Here is a 26,522-nt window from a genome sequence, read left to right as displayed (position 1 = left end):
TATATTTTCAAATTAGATTAAAACAAACCGTTAATTTGGGCATCAATTTTATCTATAATAAACCCTAAATCTTCTGGGTTATCTACAAAATCTAAATTATCTACATCAATAATTAATAATTTCCCCTTGGTATATTTAGTAATCCAAGCTTCGTAACGCTCATTTAACCTACTTAAATAATCAATACTAATAGAGTTTTCATAATCTCTACCTCTTTTATGTATTTGCCCTACCAACGTAGAAATTGAAGCTCTTAAATAAATTAATAAATCTGGTGGAGATACTAAACGCTCCATTAAATCAAATAAAGAATCATAATTACTATAATCTCTATTTGTCATTAAGCCCATTGCGTGTAAGTTTGGCGCAAATATTCTAGCATCTTCGTAAATAGTTCTATCTTGTATAATAGCCTTACCACTTTCTCTAATTTCTAAAATTTGACGAAAACGACTATTTAAAAAATAAACTTGTAAGTTAAAAGACCAACGCTCCATTTCACCATAAAAATCATCTAAATATGGATTTTCATCAACAGATTCGAAATGAGGCTCCCAATTGTAATGTTTGGCTAACAATTTTGTTAAAGTAGTTTTTCCTGCTCCTATATTACCTGCAATAGCTACGTGCATAGATTTATTTTAATGAAATTATAAAGGGCTAAAGGTAAATAATTTTTTTATGATAGAATAGTGCTAAACTAAGACTGTTAATAAGTTAATTTATATCCAAAACCTCTTACATTTAATATTTGAATTGAAGTGTCTTGTTTTAATTTTTTCCGAAGCTTTGTAATAAAAACATCCATACTTCTAGCATTAAAAAAATCATCGCTTCCCCATAGTTTTTTCAGAATAAATGAGCGTTCCAATACTTGGTTTTTATGCTGAATTAAATGCAGTAATAGCTGAGACTCTCTATGGGTTAATTTAATAATTTCGGTATTTAACAGTAATGTTTGTTTTTTAGCATCGAACATATAATTTCCCAATGAAATTGGTTCTTTAGAAGCTACAATTGTTTTTTTACGTTTTAACAATGCATTAATCCTAACAATTAACTCTTCCATACTAAAAGGTTTTTTTAAGTAATCATTACCTCCTAAATTAAAACCTTCTACAACATCTTCGGTTTGAGATTTAGCAGTTAAAAATATAATTGGCACTTCAGTATCTTCAACTCTTATTTTTTTTGCCAATGTAAACCCATCCATTTTTGGCATCATTACATCTAAAACCAATAATTCTGGTTGTTCAGCTTTAAATGTTTTATAAGCCTCTTCTCCATTTTCGCAAAGTAAAACTTCAAAGTTTCTAGTTTCTAAACTTTCTTTTACAATTTGACCTAATGAAGGTTCGTCTTCTGCCAATACTATTTTTATATTCTTAGTCATTTAGCAATTCAATTTTAAATACGGTTTCACCTTTATTATTATAAACTATTGAAATTTTTCCGTTGTGTTTTTCTATAATTTTTTTTGTGTAATACAATCCTATTCCAAACCCTTTTACATTGTGTGTATTTCCTGTTGAAACTCTATAAAACTGCTCAAATACTTTATCTTTTTGGTTTTTTGAAATTCCATCTCCATTATCCCAAATTAATATTTCTACACCTTTATTTGTCTTTTTTTGTTCTGTATATATTTTATCACCACCATATTTTACAGCGTTTTCAATTATATTAGAAATAGCATTTTCAAAATGAAATGCATCTACATTTATGGTAATATCTCCGTTGTTATTATCAAAATTAAACACCTTTTCTGGGTTCAACATTTTATACTTTCCTACAATACTTTCTAACAACTCATTTACAATAAAAGGCTCTTTAGATAATTTTAACTCTTCTTGTTTTAAAGAAGCAGTTTCCAACAACTTTTCAACCATTAAATGTAATTTCTTGGTTTGAGTTGTAGCCATACCCACATACTTTTCCGATTTCTCTTTATCTTCCAACACATTAAAACTTCTCATAGCTTCTAAAACCGTAGAAATTGTAGCTATTGGCGTTTTAAATTCGTGAGTAATATTACTTATTAAATCATTTTTAACTTCGGCTAACTGTTTTTGTTTATTAATAGTACGTAACAAATAAACTATACTAGCAATAACACTTGCAGATAGAAGAAACGATAACAAAATACTAATTAACGATTCTTTTAAAATATCTACAGTACTATTTGTAAAGTACAGTTCTAACTTACTTCTATGCGGTAAAGAATGTGATTTAGTGGTTACCGTTAAATGCTTTTTTGGAAAGTTTTCTAAATTTAACGATTGAGATTTTGTTTCTGGATCTCCGCGGCCAAACCAAGTTTTATACTTTAATTTTAAAGCATACTTTACATGTATATTTTGTCGTTCAAATTCTTTAGAAATATGGTTATTTAGTTTCTCTAAATCTAACGTATCTTTAGAAAACGAAACAATTACTTTAGAAATTATGCTATCAATATTTTTAGTAAAATGCTCTGGTCCCTTAAAATAAGGAAACCTCTTACCTTCATTCTTTCTAGGGCTCGATTCTCCTTTACCAAAAAAGATAACCTTTGTACTATCTTTTTCACTCAATTTCAACAACGTACTATCTATTTTTTGAAACATCAACTTTCTAGATTTTGTACGAAATTTTATAGTATCATTTTTTGCCGTAGAGTTTATAGAGTCGTTAGAAGTAATAATAAAACTAGACTTTGTTATATTGGCAAAATAATCTTCAACAGAAGAATCTAAACTTTGTCTAACCTTACTTATTAAGTGTTTTTTATTTAATTGGTACTCTCGATAATTCCAATACACCTGGACAGCAATAGTTACTACTATTACACTAGCAATTATATATATAATCCATTGGTACCGTTTATTATTCATATCTCAAAGGTAGTTATAGAAAAGTAAATATCACAACTGGTTAACAGACGTTAACACTACTTAACGGTAAAAAATACAACTTCGTTATATATTTGTAATGTAATTTTAAATAATATTCTATGTTTACTCGTGTTTTCAAATTTTCATTATTCCTTATTTCACTTTTAACATTTTCGGTTTCAGCCCAAAATTTTCAAGGTATTGCTACCTACCAAACCAAAACTACTTTAGATATTGATTTTGAAAAATCTGGTATTCCAGCAGATAGAATAAAACATATGAAACAAATGATGAAAAGTAGACTTGAAAAAACGTACAAGTTAACCTTCAACAAATCTGAATCTATTTATAAGGAAGAAAAAAAATTAGACAACGCAACAGGTGGACGCGGTATGCGATTTATGATGTTTGGCGGAGGAGCTTCTGGTAAACACTATAAAAATATTCAGACAAAAAAGAGCTCAAAAGAAAATGAATTTAGTGGAAAAAACTTTTTAATAAAAAATGACTTAACCAAATACGATTGGAAAATGCAACAAGAAACCAAAACTATAGGTAACTATATGTGTTTTCAGGCAACAGCAACTGTAAAAATGCCAGCTCCTAGAGAAATGAAATTTGGTAGAGGAAGACCAGGAGAAAAAAAGAGCGACGAAAAAAGAAAAAAAGAAGAAGACAAAATGTTTAATCCTGATATGGTAGATACCATTGTTACCGCTTGGTACACTTTAGATATTCCTGTAGGTCACGGTCCTGGTGAATATTACGGTTTACCTGGTTTAATTTTAGAATTATCTTATGCAAACACAAATATTTTATGTACTAAAATAGTTATAAACCCTAAAGATAAAATTGAGTTAAAAGAACCTAAAAAAGGAAAAGTAGTTACTCAAAAAGAATACGATAAAATTGTACTAGAAAAAACTCAAGAAATGAGAGAGCGTATGCGTAACGAACGTGAAAAAGGAGGAAATCATGGAGGTAGAATGAGATTTGGAGGATAATAGAATACTTATTATTTAATACAAGTTAGCAAACTCACATTAAAATAAAACAAATGAAAAAATATATTTTAATTTCATTCTTATTTTTAACATCTTTTTTTGGAATTTCACAAAATGTTAAATTAGAAGGTTTTGTAAAAGATACTAAAGGAAAACCGCTTGAAATGGCAAATGTTATTGCCTTTAAAAAAGGAACAAAATTTTTACAATCGTATTCTATTACAGATCATAACGGAAAGTATAAATTAAGCCTTGAAGACACTCAAGAATACACTTTAAAAATTAGTTATTTAGGTTACGATAGTTTAAGTGCAGATATTAAAGTTGACAATTCATCGAACGATATTACTAAAAACTTTGAATTACAACAATCTAGCGAAAAATTAAACGAGGTGGAAATAACCTATGAAATGCCTGTAAAAATTGTTGGCGACACCATTGTTTATAACTCCGACTCGTTTACTAGTGGAAAAGAAAAAAAATTAGAGGATGTTTTAGAAAAATTACCAGGAATTGAAATTGATGACAATGGTGAGGTTGAAGTTGAAGGTAAAAAAGTTCAAAAAGTTTTAGTAGAAGGTAAAGAATTTTTTGATGGTGACTCAAAATTAGCTACTCAAAACATACCTGCAAATGCAATTGATAAAGTACAAGTTTTAAGAAACTATAATGAAGTTTCTGGAATGAAAGGAGTTACTAATAACGAAGACAATATTGCTTTAAACATTAAACTAAAAAAAGGGAAAAATAAATTTTGGTTTGGTGAAATTAATGCTGGAATTGGAGAAAATGACAAACATATAGTAAAACCAAAACTATTTTATTACAGCCCCAATAAAAGTATAAATGTTTTAGGAGACATTAATAATATTGGAGAAACTCCATTTACAATGCGAGACTATTTTAGATTTACAGGTGGTTTGCGCGGATCTATGAATAATAGTGGAACAAGTTTTAACGTATCTGAAGGTGGCTTAGGTTTTACGACCGCACAAAATAATAGAGCTCAAAAAATAGAATCTAAATTTGGTGCAGTAAACTTTAGTTATTCACCTAAAAAAACATTAGATCTAAACGGTTTTGCAATTGTAAACGATTCTGAAACTACAATGCTAACCGATTCCAAAACTACCTACAATAACACTGGTTTAGTTGAAGATAAAGAAACAGCAGCATTACAAGGTAGTAAATTAGGTATGATTAAATTTAGTACCACATATCGTCCAAATACAAATGTGCATTTAGATTATGACATATTTGGTAAAATATCTGAACAAACGGAATTAAACGATGTTACTTCTTCTAATAGAGGTGCTGTAGACACCTATTTAGAAGAACAGCCAGCTTCTTTAAATCAAAACTTTAACTTGTATTATACTATAGATGATAAAAATATTTTTGCTGCGGAAGTACAACATTTATATCAAAAAGACCAACCGTTGTATAATTCAATTGCGTCTACACAACCTTTTGAATTATTACCGTCTGTACAAGAAGATCCAACAGATTTAATTAACTTATTTCAAAACTCTACAACAACAACTAGTAAGTTTGATGCTAAATTTGATTATTACTATTTACTAAACGAAAAAAGCAATATTAATTTAACATTAGGAAGTACTTTTAGCAAACAAAACTTTGAATCGGATATTGAACAAGAGCTTGAAAATGGTACTACTGAAAATTTTAATGAAACTGAATTAATTAATGATGTAGATTATAATTTTACAGATCTATTTTTAGGAGTAACCTATAAAGCTGTTTTAGGAGATTTTACTATAAATCCGGGTGTAACACTGCACCAATACACAACAAATGATAAACAGTTAGGTACTAAAAACAAAAACAATTTAACTAAAGTATTACCTAGTTTTTATGCTAAATACGATTTTAACTCATCGTCTAACTTACGTTTTAATTATGCTATAACTACTCAGTTTTCTGATATTGAAAAAGTTGCTGAAGGCTATTTTTTAGATAGATATAATGCAATTTCAAAAGGAAATAGAGATATAGAAAACTCATTAAGACACAGATATTCTCTAAGCTTTTTTAGCTTTAGTATGTTTTCATTTACTAATATTCATGCAAATGTTAGTTATTCTAAAAATGTAAATACTGTAAAAAATAATACCGAGTTAATAGGCATAGACAGAATATCGTACCCTATAAATTCAATATTTGCTGATGAATCTGTTTCTGGAAATTTTAGATACGACAAAACATACAGTAAATTGAAAACACGATTTAAAACTAGTGTTTCTCATAATATTTACAACAACTTTGTAAACAATCAAGCTGTAAAATCAAAATCTTTAACCCATAGTTATACAGCTAGTGTTGCTACTAAATTTAAAGATGCTCCAAATTTTGAAATTGGATACCAAAAATCGTTTACAGATTATTCTAATACTGGAAGCACAACCGATAAGCCTTTTGCAAATATGGAAATTGGTTTCTTAAAAAACTTTATTTTAACTGCAGATTATAGTTATTATAACTATGAAAATGATGAAAAAACAGTAACAAATAACTATTCGTTTTTAAATGCTAATTTATACTACCAACAACCAAATAGTAAATGGGAGTTTCAAATATCTGCAGATAATTTAACTAATAATTCTTCAATAAACAGAGATAGTTTAAACCAAATTGTAGATAGCAATACAACATCATTATATTTTATTCAACCAAGAATCTGGATGTTTAAAGTTAAATATAACATATAAATCAATTTTAAATGAATAAAAAAAAATCAACAACAGCATTAATTAGAATAGTGCACCGCTATTTAGGTTTCTTTCTAGCAGGAATTATGACCGTATACGCATTAAGTGGAGTAATTTTAATTTATAGAGATACTGATTTTTTAAAAATCGAAAAAATAGTAGAAAAAAAATTAAAGCCAAATACTAAAACAAATGAATTAGGAAAGGCTTTAAGAATGCGAAATTTTAAAGTAACTAAAGAAGAAGGCAGCGTAATTTACTTTAAAAATGGAACTTACAATAAAGAAACCGGTATTGCTAAATACACTTCTAAACAATTGCCTTTTATATTAGATAAATTTGTTCATTTACATAAAGCAACAACAAACTCGCCTGTATATTGGCTTAATGTTTTCTTTGGAATTTCATTATTGTTTTTTGCAATTTCATCGTTTTTTATGTTTTTACCAAAGTCTAAACTATTAAAAAAAGGATTGTATTTTGCTTTTGGTGGATTTGCTTTAACTATTATTTTATTATTTATATAAACTACAAAACCGCTCCATTCCAAATGCTAATGCGTTAAGGATGGAGCGGTTTGTTTGAGCTCTTTTTTGGATTTAAACTCTGCTCAATTTCCAAAAAAAGCGAGTAGCGAGAGCCTGACCCGAAGGGAAACGCCCAAGAGTTGAGAATAAAATTATTTTTTGTTATATTTTTTATGCTCAATATTCTTTTTTTCTAAGATTGCATAAAATTTTCGAGATGAAATTTTTAGGTCTTTTGTAATATCACTCACTTTTTTCTTTCCCTGTTTGTAGAGCTTTAAATTTGCGTTTACTTTTTTATTGAAGTAATGACTTTTCAATTTTTCAACAATTTGCAATTCTGTTAAATTTGATGTACTTGCATAAGTATCAATCTCGTTTTTAATGTTTGATAAATTACTCATATGTTTTATTTTAAAAGTTAAACCTTAATGAAATTTGAACTATTATTTATACCAACCTGAATATTTTACGTAGTTATTGGCAATTCTATCAATTTCTCCAGAAATTAATTCTTGACTAATATCTTTTACTTTTTTTGCTGGAATACCTGCATATATGGTTCCTGATTCGATATGAGTTCCTTTTGTAACCACAGCTCCGGCAGCAATAATTGAGTTACTTTCTACCACACAATCGTCCATTACTATAGATCCCATACCAATTAAAACATTGTCGTGAATTGTGCAACCGTGTACCATTGCATTGTGACCTATTGAAACATTGTTTCCAATATTTGTTGGGTATTTTTGGTAGGTTGCGTGTATAACTGCACCGTCTTGCACGTTTACCTTATCTCCCATTTTTATGTAGTGTACATCGCCTCTAATTACAGCATTGTACCAAATACTACATTGCTTACCCATTTCTACCTGACCAATAATTACACAGTTTTCTGCCAAAAAGCAATCATCTCCAAATTGAGGTTTAACTCCGTTTAATTCTTTTATAATCATTATATATTTTATTTAAAAAAAGCTAATAATTCTCCTTTTTTAGATGAAGAAACTGAAAGCTCTTTACCATTTGTAAGTGTTACGCTTCCACCCTTTCCTTTTTTATAGTTTGTAACATAATTAATGTTTACCAAATAGGATTTGTGGATACGAGCAAAGCTACTTTCTTTTAAAATTTCTTCAAAATATTTTAACGTTTTACTTACTAATTTTTTGTGTTCGTTTTGTAAATATATATGCGTGTAATTATCATCTGCTTTGCAATACAATATATCTTTAATTTCTAACACTTCAAAACCATCTTGCGTTGGAATGGTAATTTTTTTGGTGTTAGAATTGGTTTTTGGAATTAACACTGTGTTTTGCAAATCGTTTTCTTTAGATTTTACTTCAACTACATAATCTACCGCTTTTATTAACTCGTCTATAGAAATTGGTTTAAGTAAATAATACGATGCGTGTTTGTTTAAAGCTTCAATTGCGTATTGATTGTATGCGGTTACAAAAATTGTTTCAAAAGTATGATTACCTACTTTCTCTAATAAATCGAATGCGTTACCATACGGCATTTCAACATCTAAAAAAACCAAGTCTAACTCGTTACTTTTTATTAAAACAAGCGCTTCGTCTATATTCTCAGCTTCGCCCAAAATGGTAATTTGCGGGCAATATTTGGTAACATAATTTTTAAGTATTACTCTACTGGCTTGTTCGTCTTCAACAATTATAGCTCTTAATTTCATGTGTATTTATTATTTTTTTTAGCGGTTACCTGCTGTTCGCTATTAATCATTTAACTGAGTATAAACTTTTGAATATGCTCGTTTTATTTAATCTTTTTTTAGCGTTAATACCACTTTTGTTCCTGCATTGTTTTTGTATAAATCTTCAATAAAAACATCAACCTTATCGCTGTACATTTCGTTTAAAATGGCAACACGTTTTTTAATATTATCCATTCCTTTAGATTTTTGTTTTTGTTGATTCTCTGTTTTTAACTCCTTAGATTTTTTACGCCCAATACCATCATCTGAAATTTCAATGCAAATACTTTCTGCGTCTTTTTGGTAAAATGCTACTTTTAAAAATCCTTTCTCTTGCTTGTAACGTAAACCGTGCCACACAGCATTTTCTATATAAGGTTGCAATAACATTGGTGGAATTTGATATTCGCTAATTTTTAAATTTGGATCTATTTCAACTTTATAATCAAACTTATCTGTAAAGCGTGAATGTTCCAATTTCATATACAACTCTAACAACTCAATTTCTTTAGAAAGCGGTATAAAATCTTCTTCAGAATTGTTTAATACGTTGCGCATTAGCGTAGAAAAATCGGTTAAATATCTATTAGCTGTACGCTCATCATTTTGAGCAATAAATCCGTTTACTGAATTTAATGCATTAAAAATAAAGTGAGGGTTCATTTGACTTCTCAACGATTTTAATGCCAATAAATTATTTGCCAATCTACGTTGTTTATTACTTTTATACATAAAATAAACAGCTACTAACAACAACAATAATCCGCCAATTAACGAATAAATTATTAAACGTTGGCGCTTATAATTTTCAATTGTAATTTGTTGTTCGCTCTCGTATAACTTGTAACTACTTTCAGTTAATTCTCTATCTTTTTCTAAACTATTTATTCTGTTTTGTTTTTCGGCTAAGCTTTTATTTATAGCAACAACATCTTCAATCTCTTTCTCTTTCTTTTTATATAAAATATCTACTAAACTTACATATTCTTGGTAATTACTTAGCGCTTTTTTATAGTCACCTACGTTTTTATAAATTTCTGAAAGTTGCTCAACTGCTTCTTTTTTTGTTTCAATATCTAAAACTTTGGTTGCATCGTTCTTACTTTTTTCTAAATAACCAATTGCTTTGTTATATGATTTCTTTTTGGCATATGCATTTCCAATATCTAAGTTTAATTGCTGAACTGAAATTTTTTCTTCGGAATCATCTTCGGTAATAACTTCATTTAACTCAGCATCTTCTAATTCTTGAAGTGTTTGCTTTTTCAGCTCAATTTCTTTGTCAAAATTTTGTTGATCTCTATATTGGTTTGCAACAGTATTTGTAATTACAGCACGCTTATTTAAAGTTGCCTTTTTTGATACTTTAATACTGTTTTCTAAATATTTTTTAGCTTCAGTAACTTTCCCTTGCAAACGAGCAACTTCTGCCAATTTAGAACCTATTGCTGTTACTTTTTCATTAAAATTATTGGTATTTGAAAATTCTAATGCATTATTAAAATACTCTTTTGCTTTACTGTAATTTTTTAGCTGAAAATAGTTATTACCTAAAGTTTCATACACTTCAATTTTTTGAAAAGAAGTCATTTTCTTATTCAATATTGAAGTTAATATTTTTGTGCTTTCCTCATTCTTATTTTCAAAAGAAAGTGCTTTTGCCAACTTCAATTTTAGAGTTGTAGAACTTTTACTACCTAATGCTGTTTTATAATTTTTTGAAGCTAAATCGTGCTGTTTTAAATTCATATAAACATCTCCTAAAACTTCATAAGCACTAGAAATATTTGTTGAATTACCTCTTTTTGAAGTTTGAGATTTTAATGCTTTTTCTATAAACTCAATACTTTTAAACGGATTGTTTTTTTTATAATACTGTGCCGAATCTAAAAACACAGGAAACTGATCTGCTATTCTACTTTTAAATTTAGATTGAATTTTGCTTTTACCAGAATTATCTTCAATTTGATATTCGCTACTTCCGTCGTACACATAGGTATTAATAAGCAAACCGTCTTTACTTAATTCAATAACATCACCTTCTTTTGCTTCAATAGTAAACTCGCCATTAATATTTGTTTTTGTTGTTCTGTTAGAACCTTGAACTCTAACTGTTATATCATTCAGTCTATTTCCGTTTTCATCGGCAACAAAATCGGAATAATAGTTAGAATTAGATTTACTATTCTTTACTTGAGCATTTACCTGAAATGTAAATACAATAAAAAACAATAGTAATGTAGATTTTAGTTTCATGTATATATAATTGTTCTGTAAAGCTACACACTTTAAAGCATTAAATAAAACGTAGTTCTTATAAAAATAGCCGTAAACAGGTATTTAAACAGCCTAAAATACACTTTCACTCATTAATAAGTACTGTTTACTCAATTATAAAATAGCGTTGCTCATTCTTTGTTTTTTAACCTAAAAGTTACACTTACTTTTACCTTGAATTTAAACCAATACATTATGAAAAAGCTACTTTTTTGTTTACTACTAATACAAACTGTAATTGTAAATGCCCAATTTCAAAAAAACTTTATAGATGAAAATTATATTGAATTAAACGGCTCATCTCAATTAGAAATTACACCCAACGAAATTTACTTAACTATTGTAATTAATGAAGCTAATAAAAAGCTAAAACTCTCTGTTGAAAAACAAGAGGCTTTAATGATTAACGAATTGAATAAAAACAATATAAAACTTGAAGAAAATTTTAAAGTAAAAGATTTTACTAGTAGTTATAAATATTACTTTTTTAAACAAACTGATATTCATAAATCTAAAACCTACGAACTAAAAGTTAGCACTGCAATAGAACTAGGAAAAGTTTATGAAAGCCTTGAAAAAATTGGAATTTCAAATATTTCTGTTGCGAGAGTAGATCATTCTGAAATTGAAGAATTTAAACTTCAAACTAAAGTAAACGCTATAAAAATGGCCAAAACCAAAGCTAAAAAATATACTGAAGCTATTGGACAAACCATTGGTAAAGCCATACATATTCAAGAACAAGCTATTAATACTACACAAAACTTTAATCAATTGAACGAAGTGGTTGTTGTTGGATATGGCTCAAGATCAAAAAGCAACAAATTCAATTTTGAAAACCTTGAATTTAGAAACATTATAATTTCTGCTGAAGTTCACGTAAAATTTCAAATAAAATAATTAATCTTTAAAACCAATACATATGAAAACGCTTTTAAAATTATTAATCATCACACTAACCATCTCAACTTTTACTTGTAATGCTAATAATCCAAAAGCAAAACAACAAATTAAAGTAGCTTTATTACTTGATACGAGTAATAGTATGGACGGACTTATTAACCAAGCTAAAACACAGCTTTGGGAAATTGTAAACGAATTATCGTATGCTAAATGTGGAACCAATCAACCAGATTTACAAATTGCTTTGTATGAATATGGAAATGATGACTTAGAACAATCTGATGGCTTTATACGACAAGTTTTAAACTTTAGCGAAGATTTAGATGAAATTTCAGAAAAACTGTTTGCTTTAAAAACTAATGGTGGAAGTGAATACTGTGGACAAGTGATAAATACTTCATTAAAAAACCTAAAATGGGGAACTAATAAAGATGATTTAAAAATTATTTTTATTGCCGGAAACGAACCTTTTACACAAGGAAAACTGAGTTATAAAGAAGCAGCTTCTTTAGCAAATGAAAAAGACGTAACTGTTAATACTATTTTTTGTGGAAATTATGAAAATGGCATTTCTGGAAAATGGCAAGAAGGTGCACATTTAACAAAAGGTGATTATATGACAATAGACCACAACGAAAAAATTGTACATATTAAAACACCTTATGACAGAATTATTATTGAACAAAATAACCGATTAAACAAAACCTACATTAGTTATGGCGCTATAGGAAAAAGTAAACAAAAATTACAATACGAGCAAGACTCTAAAGCTGAAGAATTAGATGAAGAAGTTGTTGTAAAAAGAGCTGTTAGTAAAAGTAGCAGAATGTACAAAAATGCAAGTTGGGATTTAGTTGATGCTGTAAAAGATAAAAAAGTAGATTATGCCAAATTGAACAAAAAAAGTTTACCTAAACACCTTCAAAATAAATCTACAGCAGAATTAAAAAAATATGTTGAAGCTAAACAAAAAGAAAGAAAAGAAATTCAACAAAAAATTCAAGAATTAAATAATCTTAGAAAAAAATATGTTGCTACAAAAACTAAAACTTCAAAAAATAAAAATTTAGAAAATGCCTTAATTGGTTCAATAAAAAAACAAGCAATGAAAAAGAATTTTAGTTGGAGGTAGTTGCTATGCTATTTGATTGAAAAAAAAGAAGTTTACTTAAAAGTAAACTTCTTTTTTAATTTTTTATTAAAATGATGCGTTTATATTAGGACATCCACTTCGCCTTGGTTCTCTACAGCCAAAATTAAATCCTAATGAAATTTGATGATAACCAGCATCATCAAACAAAATATCTCCAGATTGTTTTGTGTATGTATAAGACATCATCATATTTCTAAAATTTATACCAACAATTGGAGTTAAATAACTAAGTTCCTCTGTATTTGCATTATCAAAACCTTGTCTGTAAGAAATTGCTGCCCAAATTTGAGATTCTGCAACTTGCTTGTAAGCTTTTAAGTTAAAATCTACAAACTTTTCTCCTGTTCTTTCAATAGACTGTGCCATAACAGATGGCTCTAATTGAAAACTTTTTCCTTGACCGAAATAATAACCTAATGTTACTAAGTATCTTCTTAAGTTTAAAGATTCAAATCTATCATTATACAAACTTCTAGCACTTAGCATAATATTTTTTGCTGTAAAATAAGAGAAAAACCCTTTATTATGGTATGCCATACTAAAGTCTGCATTAAAATAACTTTCACTTCTAATAATTTGAGAAATAACAGGATCTGAAATTACAAACGTTCTTTCATCTACACTGTTATTAACCGCCATTAAACTCATACCAAATGATAATTGATTTATTTCATCTGGTCGAGCTAAATCAATATGGTAAGCATATGTTGCTTGAACACCTTGTTGAGAGTGATAACCATTCTTATCGTTAAAAAGTATTAACCCAACACCTGCATTGGTACCAACTCTTGTATGCGCACTTAATGTTTGTAAACTTGGTGCATCATCTATACCTGCCCATTGGCTACGTGCAGTTAATCGAATTTTACCACAATTTCCAATACCAGCAGCAGAAGGATGTACTAAATACACATTATCTGATAAATAATCTGAATATATTGGTAATGTTTCTTGAGCCTTTAAAAATAAAGGAGCAATTAACATAAAACAAACAATAATTAGCTTAAACTTTTTCATTTCTTAAATTATAATTCCCAAATATAAAATATTTATACTTATTAACTTATTTATCAATGATAATATTATTAATTAAGTATAAAAATTAACTTTAATTCATTTTTTATTAAATAAAAAAGCCATTTTCAATTAAGAAAATGGCTTTAAAAATTTTATTAAAGTTTATTATACGTTAGCTGCTAACCAATCACCTACTTCGCTTGTTCCGTAAGCTTTTCCACCTTCAGCTAAATCTTCAGTAACAACACCTTCATTTAAAGCTTTGTTTACTGCTTCTCTAATTGCTTTACCTTCTTCTTGTAAACCAAAGTTTTCAAACATCATTGCTGCAGATAAAACTGTTGCCATTGGGTTTGCAATGTTTTTTCCTGTTGCTTGTGGGTATGAACCGTGAATTGGCTCAAATAAACCAATATCAGAACCTAAAGATGCCGATGGCATTAATCCCATAGAACCTGAAATTACAGAAGCTTCATCAGTTAAAATATCTCCAAATAAATTTTCAGTAATTAAAACATCGTAACTATTTGGCCATTGAACTAAACGCATTGCAACTGCATCTACAAATTCATAAGAAACCTCAACTTCCGGATAATCTTTTTCCATTGCTTGTACAGTTTCTCTCCATAAACGTGAAGTTTCTAATACATTTGCTTTATCAACACAACATAATTTTTTAGAACGTGTCATTGCTAATTCAAAACCTTTTTTAGCCAAACGTTGTACTTCTTCTCTTGTATAAACACAGTTATCAAAAGCAGTTTCTCCGCCGTCTCTTCTACCCTTTTCACCAAAGTAAATTCCTCCAGTTAATTCACGTAAAAAAACTAAATCTGTACCTTCAATACGCTCTCTTTTTAAAGGAGATTTTTCTAATAATGAAGGAAATGTAAATGTTGGACGAACGTTTGCAAATAAACCTAAAGCTTTACGCATTTTTAACAATCCTTGTTCTGGACGAACTTTAGCTGAAGGATCATTATCAAAGCGAGGATGTCCAATTGCACCGAATAAAACAGCATCTGAATTTTTACAAATTTCGTGAGTTTCATCTGGATAAGGTTCACCAACTGCATCAATAGCTGCAGCACCAGTTAAAGCTGGCTTCCAAGTAATTTCATGATTAAATTTTGTTGCTACAACATCACAAACTTTCACAGCCTGATCTATCACTTCTGGTCCAATTCCGTCTCCTGCTAAAAGTGCTATATTTAATTTCATTATTCTTTAATTTTAATTTTTTGTTTGTTCTTTATTTCTAATTTCAAAAGGTTTATAAATTTAAATTTTCAGCTTCGACATAGCTCAGCCACCACTTTAAACTTATCTAATATTTAACATTTTTTGAGTTGCTTTAATTGCAGATACCGTTTGATCGCAATCCAAACCACGTGTTATAAATTTATTTGAATCACTCTCCCAAGTAATAATAGTTTCGCAAAGTGCTGCGGAAGTACTTCCTGGAGGAATACGAACTGCATAATCTACTAAGCTAGGCATTGTCATATTTTTCTTTTTGTACAATTTTCTCAACGCATTCATAAAAGCATCAAACTGTCCATCACCTTGCGCGTGTTCCTCATACAAATCGCCGTCAATCTTAACAGCAACTGTTGTAGATGGTTTTAAACCTTTTGAATGGGTTAACACGTACGATTCAACTGTAATTCGCTCTTCATACAAACTACTATCCAATACATCAGAAATAATGTATGGTAAATCTTCTTTGGTAACTAATTCTTTTTTATCTCCAAGCTCAATAATTCGCTCTGTTACTTTTAACAAATCAACCTGATCTAACTCTAAACCAAGTTCTTGTAAATTCTTTTCAATATTAGCTTTTCCAGAAGTTTTACCTAATGCATATTTACGTTTTCTACCAAAACGCTCTGGCATTAAATCGTTAAAATACAAGTTATTTTTATTATCACCATCTGCGTGAATTCCAGCAGTTTGTGTAAAAACATTATCTCCAACAATTGGCTTGTTTGAAGGAATTCTAATTCCTGAAAAAGTTTCAATAATTTTACTTACTGAGTATAACGAAGTTTCTTTAACTTGAATTTCAACTTCATCTTTAAAAAAATCGTTTATAACAGCAATTACACTAGCCATTGGTGCGTTTCCAGCACGCTCACCCATTCCGTTTACAGTTAAATGTAAACCGCTAGCTCCAGCTTTTATAGATTCCATAACATTTGCCACACCCAAATCATAATCGTTATGAGCGTGAAAATCGAAATGTGTATTTGGATATTTAGCTGTTATTTTTGAAAAATAATCAAAGGTTTCATTGTGTGTTAATACTCCTAAAGTATCTGGCAATAAAATTCTTTCTAAAGAAAGTGTTTCTAAAAAATCTAAAAATTGAAAAACATACTCAGGTGAATTGTGCATTCCATTACTCCAATCTTCTAAATAAACATTGGTTTTAATTCCAGCATTTTGAGCCAATTCTACAACATTTTTTATTTCAGCAAAATGTTGTTCTGGAGTTTTTTTTAGTTGATGTGTTAAATGATTTAATGAACCTTTAGTTAATAAATTCTGAACTTTTGCTCCAGCTTTGTCCATCCATTCAATAGATCTTCCACCATCAACAAAAGTTAACATTTCAATTCTATTGATATATCCATTTTCATTTGCCCAATCTGTTATTGCTTTAACAGCCTGAAACTCACCTTCAGAAACTCTGGCAGATGCTACTTCAATTCTATCAACATTTAACTCTTCCAATAACAATTTTGCTATGGTAAGTTTTTCTGCTGAAGGAAATGACACTCCTGATGTTTGTTCACCATCACGGAGTGTAGTATCCATTATTTCAATTTTTCTTTTTGACATTTATTATATCGTATAATAGATTCCTGCCTTCGCAGGAATGACAAATTTCGTTTTTGCTTCTAAAAAATAAATCTCATCAACCTATACTTAATTCAGGTTATCACATTATTTGTTACCTAATAATGATGAGATGCTGAAACAAGTTCAGCCTAACGATTTAAAAAACCTTTTAGAATGGTCTTTTATCAGCAAAGTCTTTTATTTCATCTTTCATTTTTGTTAAATAGTCAATATCATCAAAACCATTTAACATATTCTCTTTCTTGTACCCATTAATATCAAAAGATTCTTGCTCACCAGTAACTAATAAAGTAATAGTTTGTTTTGGTAAATCAATTTCTAATTCTGTATTAGGGTCTGCTTCAATTGCTTTAAATATTTTATCTAAAAATTCAGCACTTACCTGAACTGGTAAAACACCAATATTTAAACAGTTTCCTCTAAAAATATCAGCAAAGAAACTAGATACTACACAACGAAATCCATAATCGTATACTGCCCAAGCTGCGTGCTCTCTAGATGAACCTGAACCGAAGTTTTTACCACCAACTAATATTTTCCCTGAATATGTTGGGTTGTTTAAAACAAATTGTTCTTTTGGTGTATTATCTGGATTGTATCTCCAATCTCTAAATAAGTTATCTCCAAATCCTTTACGCTCTGTTGCTTTTAAGAAACGAGCTGGAATTATTTGGTCTGTGTCTACGTTTTCTATTGGTAATGGAACCGCAGAACTTTTTAATATTTCGAATTTATCGTAAGCCATTTTGTTTAGTTTTTAGTTCTTGGTTTTTAGTTGTTAGTTTTATTAAACAAGAAAAACCTAAACATTTAATTTTTTAATTTTCAATCTTTCAATTACAACAATGTTCTTGGATCAGTTACAACTCCTGTTACAGCTGTAGCAGCAGCAACTAGTGGACTTGCTAATAATGTTTTTGATCCTGGTCCTTGACGTCCTTCAAAGTTTCTGTTTGAAGTACTTACTGCAACTTTTCCTGCAGGAACCTTATCATCGTTCATTGCTAAACAAGCAGAACATCCTGGTTCACGCAATACAAATCCAGCTTCGTGGAAAATATCTAATAAACCTTCTTCTTTTATTTTTGCTTCAACAATATGAGAACCTGGCACTAACCAAGCTGTTATATTATCTGCTTTCTTTTTTCCTTTTACTATAGATGCAAACGCTCTAAAATCTTCAATTCTACCATTGGTACAACTTCCAATAAATACGTAATCTACGTGTTTACCAATCATAGCTTCACCTTCAGCATACCCCATATAATCTAACGATTTTTTGTAAGTAGCTTCTCCACCTTCAACCTGATCTGCACTTGGAATATTGTTTGAAATACCTGTTCCCATACCCGGATTTGTACCGTAAGTAATCATAGGTTCAATATCACTTGCACTAAAAGTCAACTCTTTGTCAAACACAGCATCTTCATCTGTTGTTAACGTTTCCCAATAAGTCATTGCTTTATCCCAATCTGCACCTTTTGGAGCTAACGGACGACCTTTTACATACTCAAATGTTTTTTCATCTGGAGCAATAATACCTCCACGAGCACCCATTTCAATACTTAAATTACAAACAGTCATACGGCCTTCCATAGACATTTGTTTGAATACATCACCTGCATATTCAACAAAATAACCAGTAGCACCAGATGTAGTTAATTTAGATATAATGAATAATGCAACATCCTTTGGAGTAACTCCTAAACCAAGTTCACCAGTAATGTTAATTCTCATTTTTTTAGGTTTTGGCTGCATAATACATTGTGAAGTCAATACCATTTCAACTTCTGAAGTACCAATACCAAAAGCAATTGCACCAAAAGCACCGTGTGTAGATGTATGTGAATCTCCACAAACAATTGTTGCTCCAGGTAGTGTAATTCCATTTTCTGGCCCTACAACGTGAACAATACCATTATTTTGGTGACCTAATCCCCAATGAGAAATTCCCCACTCTGCAGAGTTTTCTTCTAAGGCTTTTAATTGATTAGCCGATAACGGATCTTCAACTGGTAAATGTTGGTTAATTGTTGGGGTATTATGATCTGCTGTAGCAAATGTACGACCTGAAAATAATACTGAATTGTTTCTTTCTTTTAACCCTAAAAAGGCTACAGGGCTTGTAACTTCGTGAATTAAATGTCTATCAATAAAAAACACATCTGGTCCGTCTTTAATTTTACGAACAACATGCGAATCCCATACTTTATCAAATAATGTAGTACTCATTAATCTTAATTTTAATTTTATGTATAAATACAACCATAGATAGTTCTATAGTTAAAACAATGGCAGCAAATTTAAAAAAAACTATAGTCTTCTCAATTTAATTATTATTTATATACGATACCCAAAGAAGTTTTTCACATATTCTTAGTTATTATTACATTTTAATGTTTTTTACAAAATATTATTATTCGTATTTACTCAACAATTCTAATTTTTCACAACCAAAAATTCAATATATTTCTACTTTAAACATATTACATAAAAGAGCTAAAAACATTTCAATATTTTAAAAAAAGCACAAAAATATTACAGCTTTTTAACATTTTAACAACTACATATAACTTCTTTAGTTTTTCTATTTATAAAAACAAAATGAATATGATGATTACTTACAAAAGAAATCAATGTTTTTTATTTGTGTTTTACCTATAAAAAATATACGATATCCAAAATAATTTAGAGTTTATTAAAAATTGAATCAGCAATTAAATTTTGACAATAAGGTTTCATCAACTTTCTAATATTAAATAATCAATTTCATGTGCTGTTAAGCAATAGATTCTATATGCTTTTTTTTGGTTAATTTTGAACTTTTCCAAAACGATGGAGAATTTCAACAACAATGAGCTACAAATTATTATCATCTCCTTTACAAGGTTTTACAGATTTTAAATTTAGAAATACCCAAAATAAAATTTTTGGAGGTATCGACACTTTTTATTCTCCTTACATAAGGCTTAACGGGAAACTAAAAATAAAAGCTGCTTATGAGCGTGACATTTTACCCGAAAACAATATTGGTTTAGAAGTTATACCGCAAATAATTACAAATAATGCAGACGAGTTTTTATTTGTTGCAGATTTTGTAAAACAACTTGGCTACAAAGAGTTAAATTGGAATCTTGGTTGCCCTTACCCAATGGTTACAAAATGCGGAATGGGCTCTGGATTAATTAATAGCCCAGAAAAAATTGATACTATTTTAAATAAAGTTCATATTGAAAGTGATATTTTAGTTTCTATGAAAATGCGTTTAGGCTACGAAAATGCTGAAGAAATTTTAAAAACACTTCCAATTTTAGATAAATATCCTTTAAAAAACATTGCAATTCACGCTCGCATAGGAAAACAATTATACAAAGGCGGCGTTAATTTAGATGCTTTTCAGCAATGTGTTGAAAACACTAAACACAAACTGTATTATAATGGAGATATAACTTCTGTTGCAAAATTTAACGAAATGCAAGAGCGTTTTCCTTCAATAGACCATTGGATGATTGGTAGAGGCCTTATTGCTGACCCTTTTTTACCTTTGATGATTAAAAATAATACTTTCGAGTATCCAGAAAACAAATTGGAGATGTTGCATCAATTTCATAATACTTTATATAAAGGATACAGTGAGTCTTTATCTGGAGCAACTCATATTCTTTTGAAAATGTACCATTTATGGGAATACTTTATTCCTTTATTTGAACAAACACCAAAAGCTTTAAAAAAAATAAAAAAAGCTAAGAACATTAAAAATTATGAAAAAGCAGTTCAAGAAATATTTTACAATGAAGGTTTTTAAAATATTAGATAACAAATAGTATGGTTCCAATAATAACATTTATAGTATTAAGTGGTTTGGTTTTTTATGTTTGGAAACGAAAAAACAAAGCTAAATGGATTTCACCAACAAAGCCTTTTCCAAAAGAGTGGAGATCAATTTTAACTCAAAAAATTACTTTTTATAATGCGCTTTCTTCAGAAGAAAAAAATAGATTTGAGTTTAAAGTTCAAGAATTTTTACTGAATTGTAGAATAACAGGAATTGAAACTACAGTTAATATTACCGATAAAATTTTAGTAGCATCTAGTGCAATAATTCCAATTTTTGGTTTTAACAATTGGAAATACACCAACATTAACGAAGTTTTAATTTACCCAAATGCTTTCAATAAAGAGTTTGAAACAGAAGGTGAAGATAGACGTATTTTAGGAATGGTTGGAAGTGGTTATATGGAAGGAATTATGATACTTTCTAAAGAAGCTTTACAGCACGGATTTAAAAATGAATCAGACAAAAAAAATACAGCTATTCACGAGTTTGTTCATTTAATAGATAAAACTGGCGGTGTAATTGATGGTATTCCATCGTTACTTATGGAAAAGCAATATGCCATACCTTGGATTGATTTAATAAACAAAAAAATTGATGAAATTTATGATGGAGAATCTGACATTAACCCTTATGGAGGAACTAACAAAGCTGAATTTTTCTCTGTAGCAAGTGAATATTTTTTCGAACGTCCCAAACTGTTAGAACGTAAACATCCTGAATTATACAATTTATTAGAAAAGGTTTTCAATCAAGATATGTCTGCTCGAAATTTAAACACAGCAAAAACAAAAATAAGCCGCAACAGTCCGTGTCCTTGTAATAGTGGTAAAAAATTTAAAAAGTGCTGTGGAAAAACTCATTATAACTAACACAAAAAAGCCGTTGCAATTGCAACGGCTTTTTCTACCCTTTTGTTAAAAATCTATTTATTAATTCAATCTATTTACTTTCTATTAGTTATCAGATAATGTATAAGTAATTGTTAGTGTTGTTGACTCATCGAAGTTTAAATTTGCATACGCATCTTTATCTTCGCTTTGAGTTATTCTGTAGGTTAAGTTATGTCCATTTTTAGCGCCATTTCCAGTATAAGCACTTCCTATTCCTTTAATAATGTTTGTTGCTTTTTTGTTGTTTAACACAATACTTTTCTCAGCAATTTCTCCCATTGTTCCTTCTCCATCTCCTTCGTATTTATTAGCAGATACAGTTAAGTCAATTCCGCTTGGTACATCACCATCTGTAATTTGTACCGTAATTGCTCTTGAAGATTCATTACCTACTATTGAAGAGTAGTTTAACCATAAATCACTATTAGATTGGTTGAATTCTACTTTTTCTCCTGCTTCTGTTGGTGCAGTTGCTTTTAATGAAATTGCTTTAGCTACTGTAGATTCGATATCTAATAAAGCTACTTGTGGAACACCTAATTTTAAAGAATGAGAATCTTTTTCTGTGTCTTGAGCAAAAGCATTTGAAGTTGCGATAAACAAAACAGCTGCGATAAATAATTTTGAAATTTTCATGATTTTAAGTTTTTAATGTTTTATATATTTTGTTAAATAAGTGTCTAACTTTGTTGTTATTTACACTGCAAATATATGGCGAGATAATAGCCTAAAACTTAAAATTAGATTAGTAAAATCTAAGTATCGATGAATGGTTAATTATTGTCGATTAAAGAAATATAATGTTGAGCTTCCTGTAAATGAACCTCTAACTCCACCAATAATTATACTATTATTAGTAGGAGAAACAGCTATACACATATTATATCCGCTTGTGAGTTAAATCCACTTATGGTAGTTTCCATAGTTTTATCAGCTACAGTATTATCATTTACAAACCGACACTTTCTAAAACCGATAATACCCTGGTATTAAACAAATTATTTACACCAATAAAATAGGCTAAACTATAGTTTAAAACATAAAAAAAGACATAACTAATTTATGTCTTTTCTATATACTTTATGTAATTATAAAATAAAAATCCTATAAATAAACCTCTAGTATTGTTGCTAAATCCGAATTTAAATTAACACTATTAATAGCTGCTGGTAATAAAATAGTTTCACCTTTTTCCATTAGAATTTTTTCTCCGTTGCAATCAACTTCCAAAGCCCCTTCAACACACATGTAAATAACAAACGAATCTAGTTTACTATAATCTTTTTCAAGTTCTCCTTTTAACTCAATAATATCTGTTTTAAAATATGGAGAATGTACTAACTCGACAGATTGATTTTCTCTTACTTTATAAGCTGTTTTATAATTATCGTATAATTTATAATCTATAGCGTCTAATGCCATCTCAGTATGTAACTCACGCTGATTACCATCTGCATCAACACGCTCATAATCATAAATTCGATAAGTAATATCGCTTGTTTGTTGAATTTCAGCTAAAACAGTTCCTGCTCCAATTGCGTGAACTCTACCTGTAGGAATATAAAATGTATCTCCTGTTTTTATTTCTTCTGAATTTAAAATTTCTAAAACTTTACCTTCATCTAACGCCTTTACATATTCTTGCTGAGAAACTTCTTTATTAAAACCAACAATTAAATTAGCGTCCTTATCAGCATCCATTATATACCACATTTCATTTTTTCCAAATGAATTATGACGCTCTTTTGCTAATTCATTATCTGGGTGAACCTGAATAGATAGTGGTGTTTTTGCATCAATAAATTTAATTAGAATAGGAAATTCATTTCCAAATTGTTTATAAACTTTTTCTCCTATAAATTCGCCTTTAAATTCTTTTATTAAATCTCTTAAACTTTTACCTTTTAAAGCTCCATTAGAAACTATAGAAACATCTCCTTCTACATCTGAAATTTCCCAACTTTCGCCGATGTTAGCTTTCTCAGATTTTTTTTTAAACGTTGTAATTAGTTTTTCTCCACCCCAAATTCTTTCTTTTAAAATGGGGTTAAATTTAATTGGATAATTCAATTTCATATTAGTTATGTTTTATAATATTTAGTAGGTATCAATTAACGACAATATCTCTAAGTTTTCTTTTAATTTCTTTGGGCTTAATTCTTCTTCTGAAATAAATTCTATTTTATACTTTTTATTTGGAATCATATCAAAATAATTATTTGAAAATCTTCCTGAAAATGGAGCAGTAAAGCAAATATCTTTTACTAAAACGTCTGCTTTAACTTCAACAACAACCTTTTTACTTGATGTTTTTAAAACAGTAATATCTATTGTTGGTTTTGTTAATTCTAATTTATTTGGCATTTCAAAAAAGTAAATACTTTCGTCAAACACATTATTTTCTAGACCAACTAACTCTGCAAATATAAAGATATTAAATTTGTTGTATTTTGAAACTAACTTAACCAAATCATTATTAAAATAGATTTTACTTGAGTTTGGTTTTATTTCAATTTCCTTTTCAAAAGTGTTTAATATAACGCCTTTAAAATCCATTACAGACACTTTTAATTTTGCTGTTTTTTCTTCCAATTCGTCCGAAATAATATGTAATTCTATTTCATTCTCTGTCTTAAAAAACATTGATTTAATTGGTTTGTACAAGTCTTTCACTTTATAGTGTGAAGCTTTCCAATTTCCATAATAATCTATACTAGACCACGAAGCAACTGGCCAACAATCATTAATTTGCCAATACAATGTTCCCATACAATAAGGCATATTTCTACGGTGAGCTTCAATAGCAATTTGCATTCCACGAGCTTGCAATAACTGACTTACGTATAAATAAGACTCAAAATTCTTTGGGTCTTTATACAAAGGCTTCATATAATGTTCAATATTTTGATTTCCGGAAAAATGACGCTGATGTGATTTCATTACTTCAGAATAAATATCCCAATCTTCTTCTACCGTAAATTTCTTTACAGATTCAAATTCTGGAAACGATTGAAACCCATATTCCGACATAAATCGAGGAATAAATTCATTAAGAGTTGAGAATGGTGATTTTTGTCCCCAAACTCCCCAATAATGATAATCGCCCGAAGTTAAAGTAGCATCTACACCTCTTGCAGATGTTGGTGACGATGCCCAATAAAACGTATCATTATCAAATTCTTCAACCACTTCTGGTAATATTTCGTGAAAAACATCAGTATAACCTTTCCAAACTTTGTCTACTACTTCTTGACCTTGGCTATTTAAGGTTTGTGGAATCCAACCCCAATTTTTCCAAGCTGTAAGATTTTCGTTATTACCACACCAAAGTGCAATACTTGTGTGGTTTCGTAAGCGCTTTACATTGTATTCGGCTTCTTTTTTTACATTTTCTAAGAAGGCTTCATCTCCAGGAAACATTGCGCAGGCAAACATAAAATCTTGCCATACTAGAATTCCATTTTTATCACATAAATCGTAAAAAATTTCTTTCTCATAAATTCCACCTCCCCAAACTCGAATCATATTGAAATTTGCATCTACCATATTTTGAATGGTTTCTTCATAATCTTTAACAGAAACTCTACTTAAAAATACATCTTGAGGAATATAATTTGCTCCCTTCATAAAAACAGGAACTCCATTTAATTCAAAATAAAAACTTTCTCCAACAGTATCTTTTTCTTGAACTACTTTTAAAGTTTTTAATCCAATTTTATTTGAATTAACAGCTAAAGTTTGTTTCCATTTTTTTAATTCAACCGAAATAGTATATAATTTTTGATTTCCGAGTCCATTAGTCCACCATAATTCTGGACTGTCAATATTAAAAGGTATTTTAATATTGTTTATTCCTTTTTTGAGCTCAATTTTTTTCTCGTAAATTAATTCTGAATCTACTTTAATAAGTAATGGCGTTTCAAAACTTTCTGTAGCTTCAATTTTTATATCTGCTAATAAATTTGCGGTTTCACTAGATAGTTTTTTTTGCTGAATGTGTACATTGCTAATACTTGCTTTATCCCAAGCATTCAAATTTACATCTTGCCAAACACCACTAGAAACCAAACGTGGACCCCAATCCCAACCAAAATGATAACCAGCTTTTCTATTAAAAATAGATACTTGCTTTTTACCCAAGCCTCCATTTTCGGACTGATCATTTACTGCATTTGGTAATTGATAACCCAATTTAGCTCTTTTTTTAAGCCCTATTTTTATAGGTGAATCGAATAGAATTTTTAATTCATTATTTCCTTCTTTTAAATATTGTTTGCAATCTGTAGTATAACCGATAAACATATTTTCGGTTTTCAAAATAAGAGAATCGTTTACATATACATTTGCATAGGTATCTAATCCTTCAAAATTAAGTTCAATTTTGTCCTTTTTAAGAAGGTGCTCATCAACTAAAAATGTAGTTTTATATTCCCAATCTTGCTTATCAATCCATTGCTGATTTTTTTCATTTAATCTATAGAATGAATCTTCAATAATTCCATTCGCCATTAAATCGGTATGTACTGTTCCTGGCACAGATGCTTTCATCCAAATTGAATCTTGAACAGATTTAAACTCCCAACCAACATTCAGCTTCTTAGAAATGACATTTGGAGATTGGTTGCAAGAAGAAATTATCAAAAATAAAACAACAAATTTTAGATTATAGATACTTTTATAAAACATACTTTTAAAATTAAAAAAAGTATCAACACAAAAATTAAAT

General features: G+C 29.2%; 22 protein-coding genes. 7 read left to right on the top strand and 15 right to left on the bottom strand.

All coding sequences use genetic code 11. The features are described 5' to 3' along the window. Positions 1-17: 17 nt before the first annotated feature. The 3 genes from BLU40_RS03305 to BLU40_RS03295 form a co-directional block, all read right to left on the bottom strand. Positions 18-632: a deoxynucleoside kinase gene (locus BLU40_RS03305; protein ID WP_090119682.1), complete on the bottom strand. Its 615-nt coding sequence runs from the start codon at positions 630-632 to the stop codon at positions 18-20. Positions 633-709: 77 nt separating this feature from the next. After that, positions 710-1,393 carry a response regulator transcription factor gene (locus tag BLU40_RS03300; RefSeq protein WP_090119680.1) on the bottom strand — a complete coding sequence of 228 codons (684 nt, stop codon included), beginning with the start codon at positions 1,391-1,393 and terminating at the stop codon, positions 710-712. Beyond that, on the bottom strand, positions 1,386-2,873 hold the full coding sequence (locus tag BLU40_RS03295) for a sensor histidine kinase (protein WP_090119677.1): 1,488 nt from the start codon (positions 2,871-2,873) through the stop codon (positions 1,386-1,388). The genes BLU40_RS03300 and BLU40_RS03295 overlap by 8 nt, the downstream gene beginning before the upstream one ends. 119 nt (positions 2,874-2,992) lie before the next feature. Between BLU40_RS03295 and BLU40_RS03290 the strand changes: the two genes are divergently transcribed. From BLU40_RS03290 to BLU40_RS03280, 3 genes are read left to right on the top strand one after another with little or no spacing between them, the layout of a single operon-like run. After that, on the top strand, positions 2,993-3,877 hold the full coding sequence (locus BLU40_RS03290; protein ID WP_090119675.1) for a GLPGLI family protein: 885 nt from the start codon (positions 2,993-2,995) through the stop codon (positions 3,875-3,877). A gap of 53 nt (positions 3,878-3,930) precedes the next feature. Beyond that, a complete protein-coding gene (locus BLU40_RS03285; protein WP_090119672.1) occupies positions 3,931-6,606 on the top strand; it encodes a TonB-dependent receptor in 2,676 nt (891 codons plus the stop codon). Between the two features lie 11 nt (positions 6,607-6,617). Beyond that, positions 6,618-7,133: a PepSY domain-containing protein gene (locus BLU40_RS03280; protein ID WP_090119670.1), complete on the top strand. Its 516-nt coding sequence runs from the start codon at positions 6,618-6,620 to the stop codon at positions 7,131-7,133. A 152-nt stretch (positions 7,134-7,285) separates the two neighbouring features. Here BLU40_RS03280 and BLU40_RS03275 read toward each other — a convergent pair whose 3' ends face one another. The 4 genes from BLU40_RS03275 to BLU40_RS03260 form a co-directional block, all read right to left on the bottom strand. Continuing rightward, positions 7,286-7,537 (bottom strand): hypothetical protein, encoded by a 252-nt coding sequence (locus tag BLU40_RS03275; RefSeq protein ID WP_090119667.1) that lies wholly within the window; start codon positions 7,535-7,537, stop codon positions 7,286-7,288. A gap of 42 nt (positions 7,538-7,579) precedes the next feature. After that, complete coding sequence (locus BLU40_RS03270) at positions 7,580-8,089, bottom strand: gamma carbonic anhydrase family protein (protein ID WP_090119663.1); 510 nt, start codon at positions 8,087-8,089, stop codon at positions 7,580-7,582. Positions 8,090-8,097: 8 nt separating this feature from the next. Further along, positions 8,098-8,832, bottom strand: a complete 735-nt coding sequence (locus tag BLU40_RS03265) for a LytR/AlgR family response regulator transcription factor (protein ID WP_090119661.1) — start codon at positions 8,830-8,832, stop codon at positions 8,098-8,100. A gap of 87 nt (positions 8,833-8,919) precedes the next feature. Then, positions 8,920-11,109 (bottom strand): histidine kinase, encoded by a 2,190-nt coding sequence (locus tag BLU40_RS03260; RefSeq protein ID WP_090119659.1) that lies wholly within the window; start codon positions 11,107-11,109, stop codon positions 8,920-8,922. Between the two features lie 216 nt (positions 11,110-11,325). Between BLU40_RS03260 and BLU40_RS03255 the strand changes: the two genes are divergently transcribed. Together BLU40_RS03255 and BLU40_RS03250 are read left to right on the top strand one after the other, a co-directional pair. Next, positions 11,326-12,030 carry an SIMPL domain-containing protein gene (locus tag BLU40_RS03255; RefSeq protein WP_090119657.1) on the top strand — a complete coding sequence of 235 codons (705 nt, stop codon included), beginning with the start codon at positions 11,326-11,328 and terminating at the stop codon, positions 12,028-12,030. A 22-nt stretch (positions 12,031-12,052) separates the two neighbouring features. After that, the gene (locus BLU40_RS03250) at positions 12,053-13,165 is read left to right on the top strand and encodes a vWA domain-containing protein (protein WP_090119655.1); all 1,113 of its coding nucleotides are present in this window, start codon (positions 12,053-12,055) and stop codon (positions 13,163-13,165) included. Between the two features lie 66 nt (positions 13,166-13,231). On the opposite strand, the gene BLU40_RS03245 is transcribed toward BLU40_RS03250, so the two are convergent. From BLU40_RS03245 to leuC, 5 genes are all read right to left on the bottom strand, one after another. After that, positions 13,232-14,203 carry a PorP/SprF family type IX secretion system membrane protein gene (locus BLU40_RS03245; RefSeq protein ID WP_090119652.1) on the bottom strand — a complete coding sequence of 324 codons (972 nt, stop codon included), beginning with the start codon at positions 14,201-14,203 and terminating at the stop codon, positions 13,232-13,234. 165 nt (positions 14,204-14,368) lie between these two features. After that, positions 14,369-15,424 carry a 3-isopropylmalate dehydrogenase gene (leuB, locus tag BLU40_RS03240; RefSeq protein ID WP_090119649.1) on the bottom strand — a complete coding sequence of 352 codons (1,056 nt, stop codon included), beginning with the start codon at positions 15,422-15,424 and terminating at the stop codon, positions 14,369-14,371. A gap of 102 nt (positions 15,425-15,526) precedes the next feature. Next, positions 15,527-17,047, bottom strand: a complete 1,521-nt coding sequence (locus BLU40_RS03235) for an alpha-isopropylmalate synthase regulatory domain-containing protein (protein WP_090119647.1) — start codon at positions 17,045-17,047, stop codon at positions 15,527-15,529. Positions 17,048-17,216: 169 nt separating this feature from the next. Then, positions 17,217-17,813, bottom strand: a complete 597-nt coding sequence (leuD, locus tag BLU40_RS03230) for a 3-isopropylmalate dehydratase small subunit (protein ID WP_090119645.1) — start codon at positions 17,811-17,813, stop codon at positions 17,217-17,219. A 92-nt stretch (positions 17,814-17,905) separates the two neighbouring features. After that, a complete protein-coding gene (leuC, locus tag BLU40_RS03225; protein WP_090119642.1) occupies positions 17,906-19,300 on the bottom strand; it encodes a 3-isopropylmalate dehydratase large subunit in 1,395 nt (464 codons plus the stop codon). Between the two features lie 622 nt (positions 19,301-19,922). On the opposite strand from leuC, the gene BLU40_RS03220 reads away from it, so the two are divergent. Next, positions 19,923-20,873, top strand: a complete 951-nt coding sequence (locus BLU40_RS03220) for a tRNA-dihydrouridine synthase family protein (protein WP_090119639.1) — start codon at positions 19,923-19,925, stop codon at positions 20,871-20,873. Positions 20,874-20,893: 20 nt separating this feature from the next. Continuing rightward, complete coding sequence (locus BLU40_RS03215) at positions 20,894-21,775, top strand: M90 family metallopeptidase (RefSeq protein WP_090119637.1); 882 nt, start codon at positions 20,894-20,896, stop codon at positions 21,773-21,775. Between the two features lie 84 nt (positions 21,776-21,859). Here BLU40_RS03215 and BLU40_RS03210 read toward each other — a convergent pair whose 3' ends face one another. The 3 genes from BLU40_RS03210 to BLU40_RS03200 all read right to left on the bottom strand — a co-directional run bounded on the left by BLU40_RS03210 (position 21,860) and on the right by BLU40_RS03200 (position 26,482). After that, positions 21,860-22,432: a hypothetical protein gene (locus BLU40_RS03210; protein WP_090119634.1), complete on the bottom strand. Its 573-nt coding sequence runs from the start codon at positions 22,430-22,432 to the stop codon at positions 21,860-21,862. A gap of 468 nt (positions 22,433-22,900) precedes the next feature. After that, the gene (locus BLU40_RS03205; RefSeq protein WP_090119632.1) at positions 22,901-23,872 is read right to left on the bottom strand and encodes a type I phosphomannose isomerase catalytic subunit; all 972 of its coding nucleotides are present in this window, start codon (positions 23,870-23,872) and stop codon (positions 22,901-22,903) included. Positions 23,873-23,893: 21 nt separating this feature from the next. Beyond that, the gene (locus BLU40_RS03200; protein WP_090119630.1) at positions 23,894-26,482 is read right to left on the bottom strand and encodes a beta-mannosidase; all 2,589 of its coding nucleotides are present in this window, start codon (positions 26,480-26,482) and stop codon (positions 23,894-23,896) included. Positions 26,483-26,522: the final 40 nt, after the last annotated feature.

It is taken from the genome of Lutibacter oricola (assembly GCF_900106565.1).
Taxonomy (GTDB): Bacteria; Bacteroidota; Bacteroidia; order Flavobacteriales; family Flavobacteriaceae; genus Lutibacter; species Lutibacter oricola.
The sequence above is the reverse complement of the archived record's forward strand: the minus strand, read 5'-3'. Positions and strand labels throughout refer to the sequence as shown.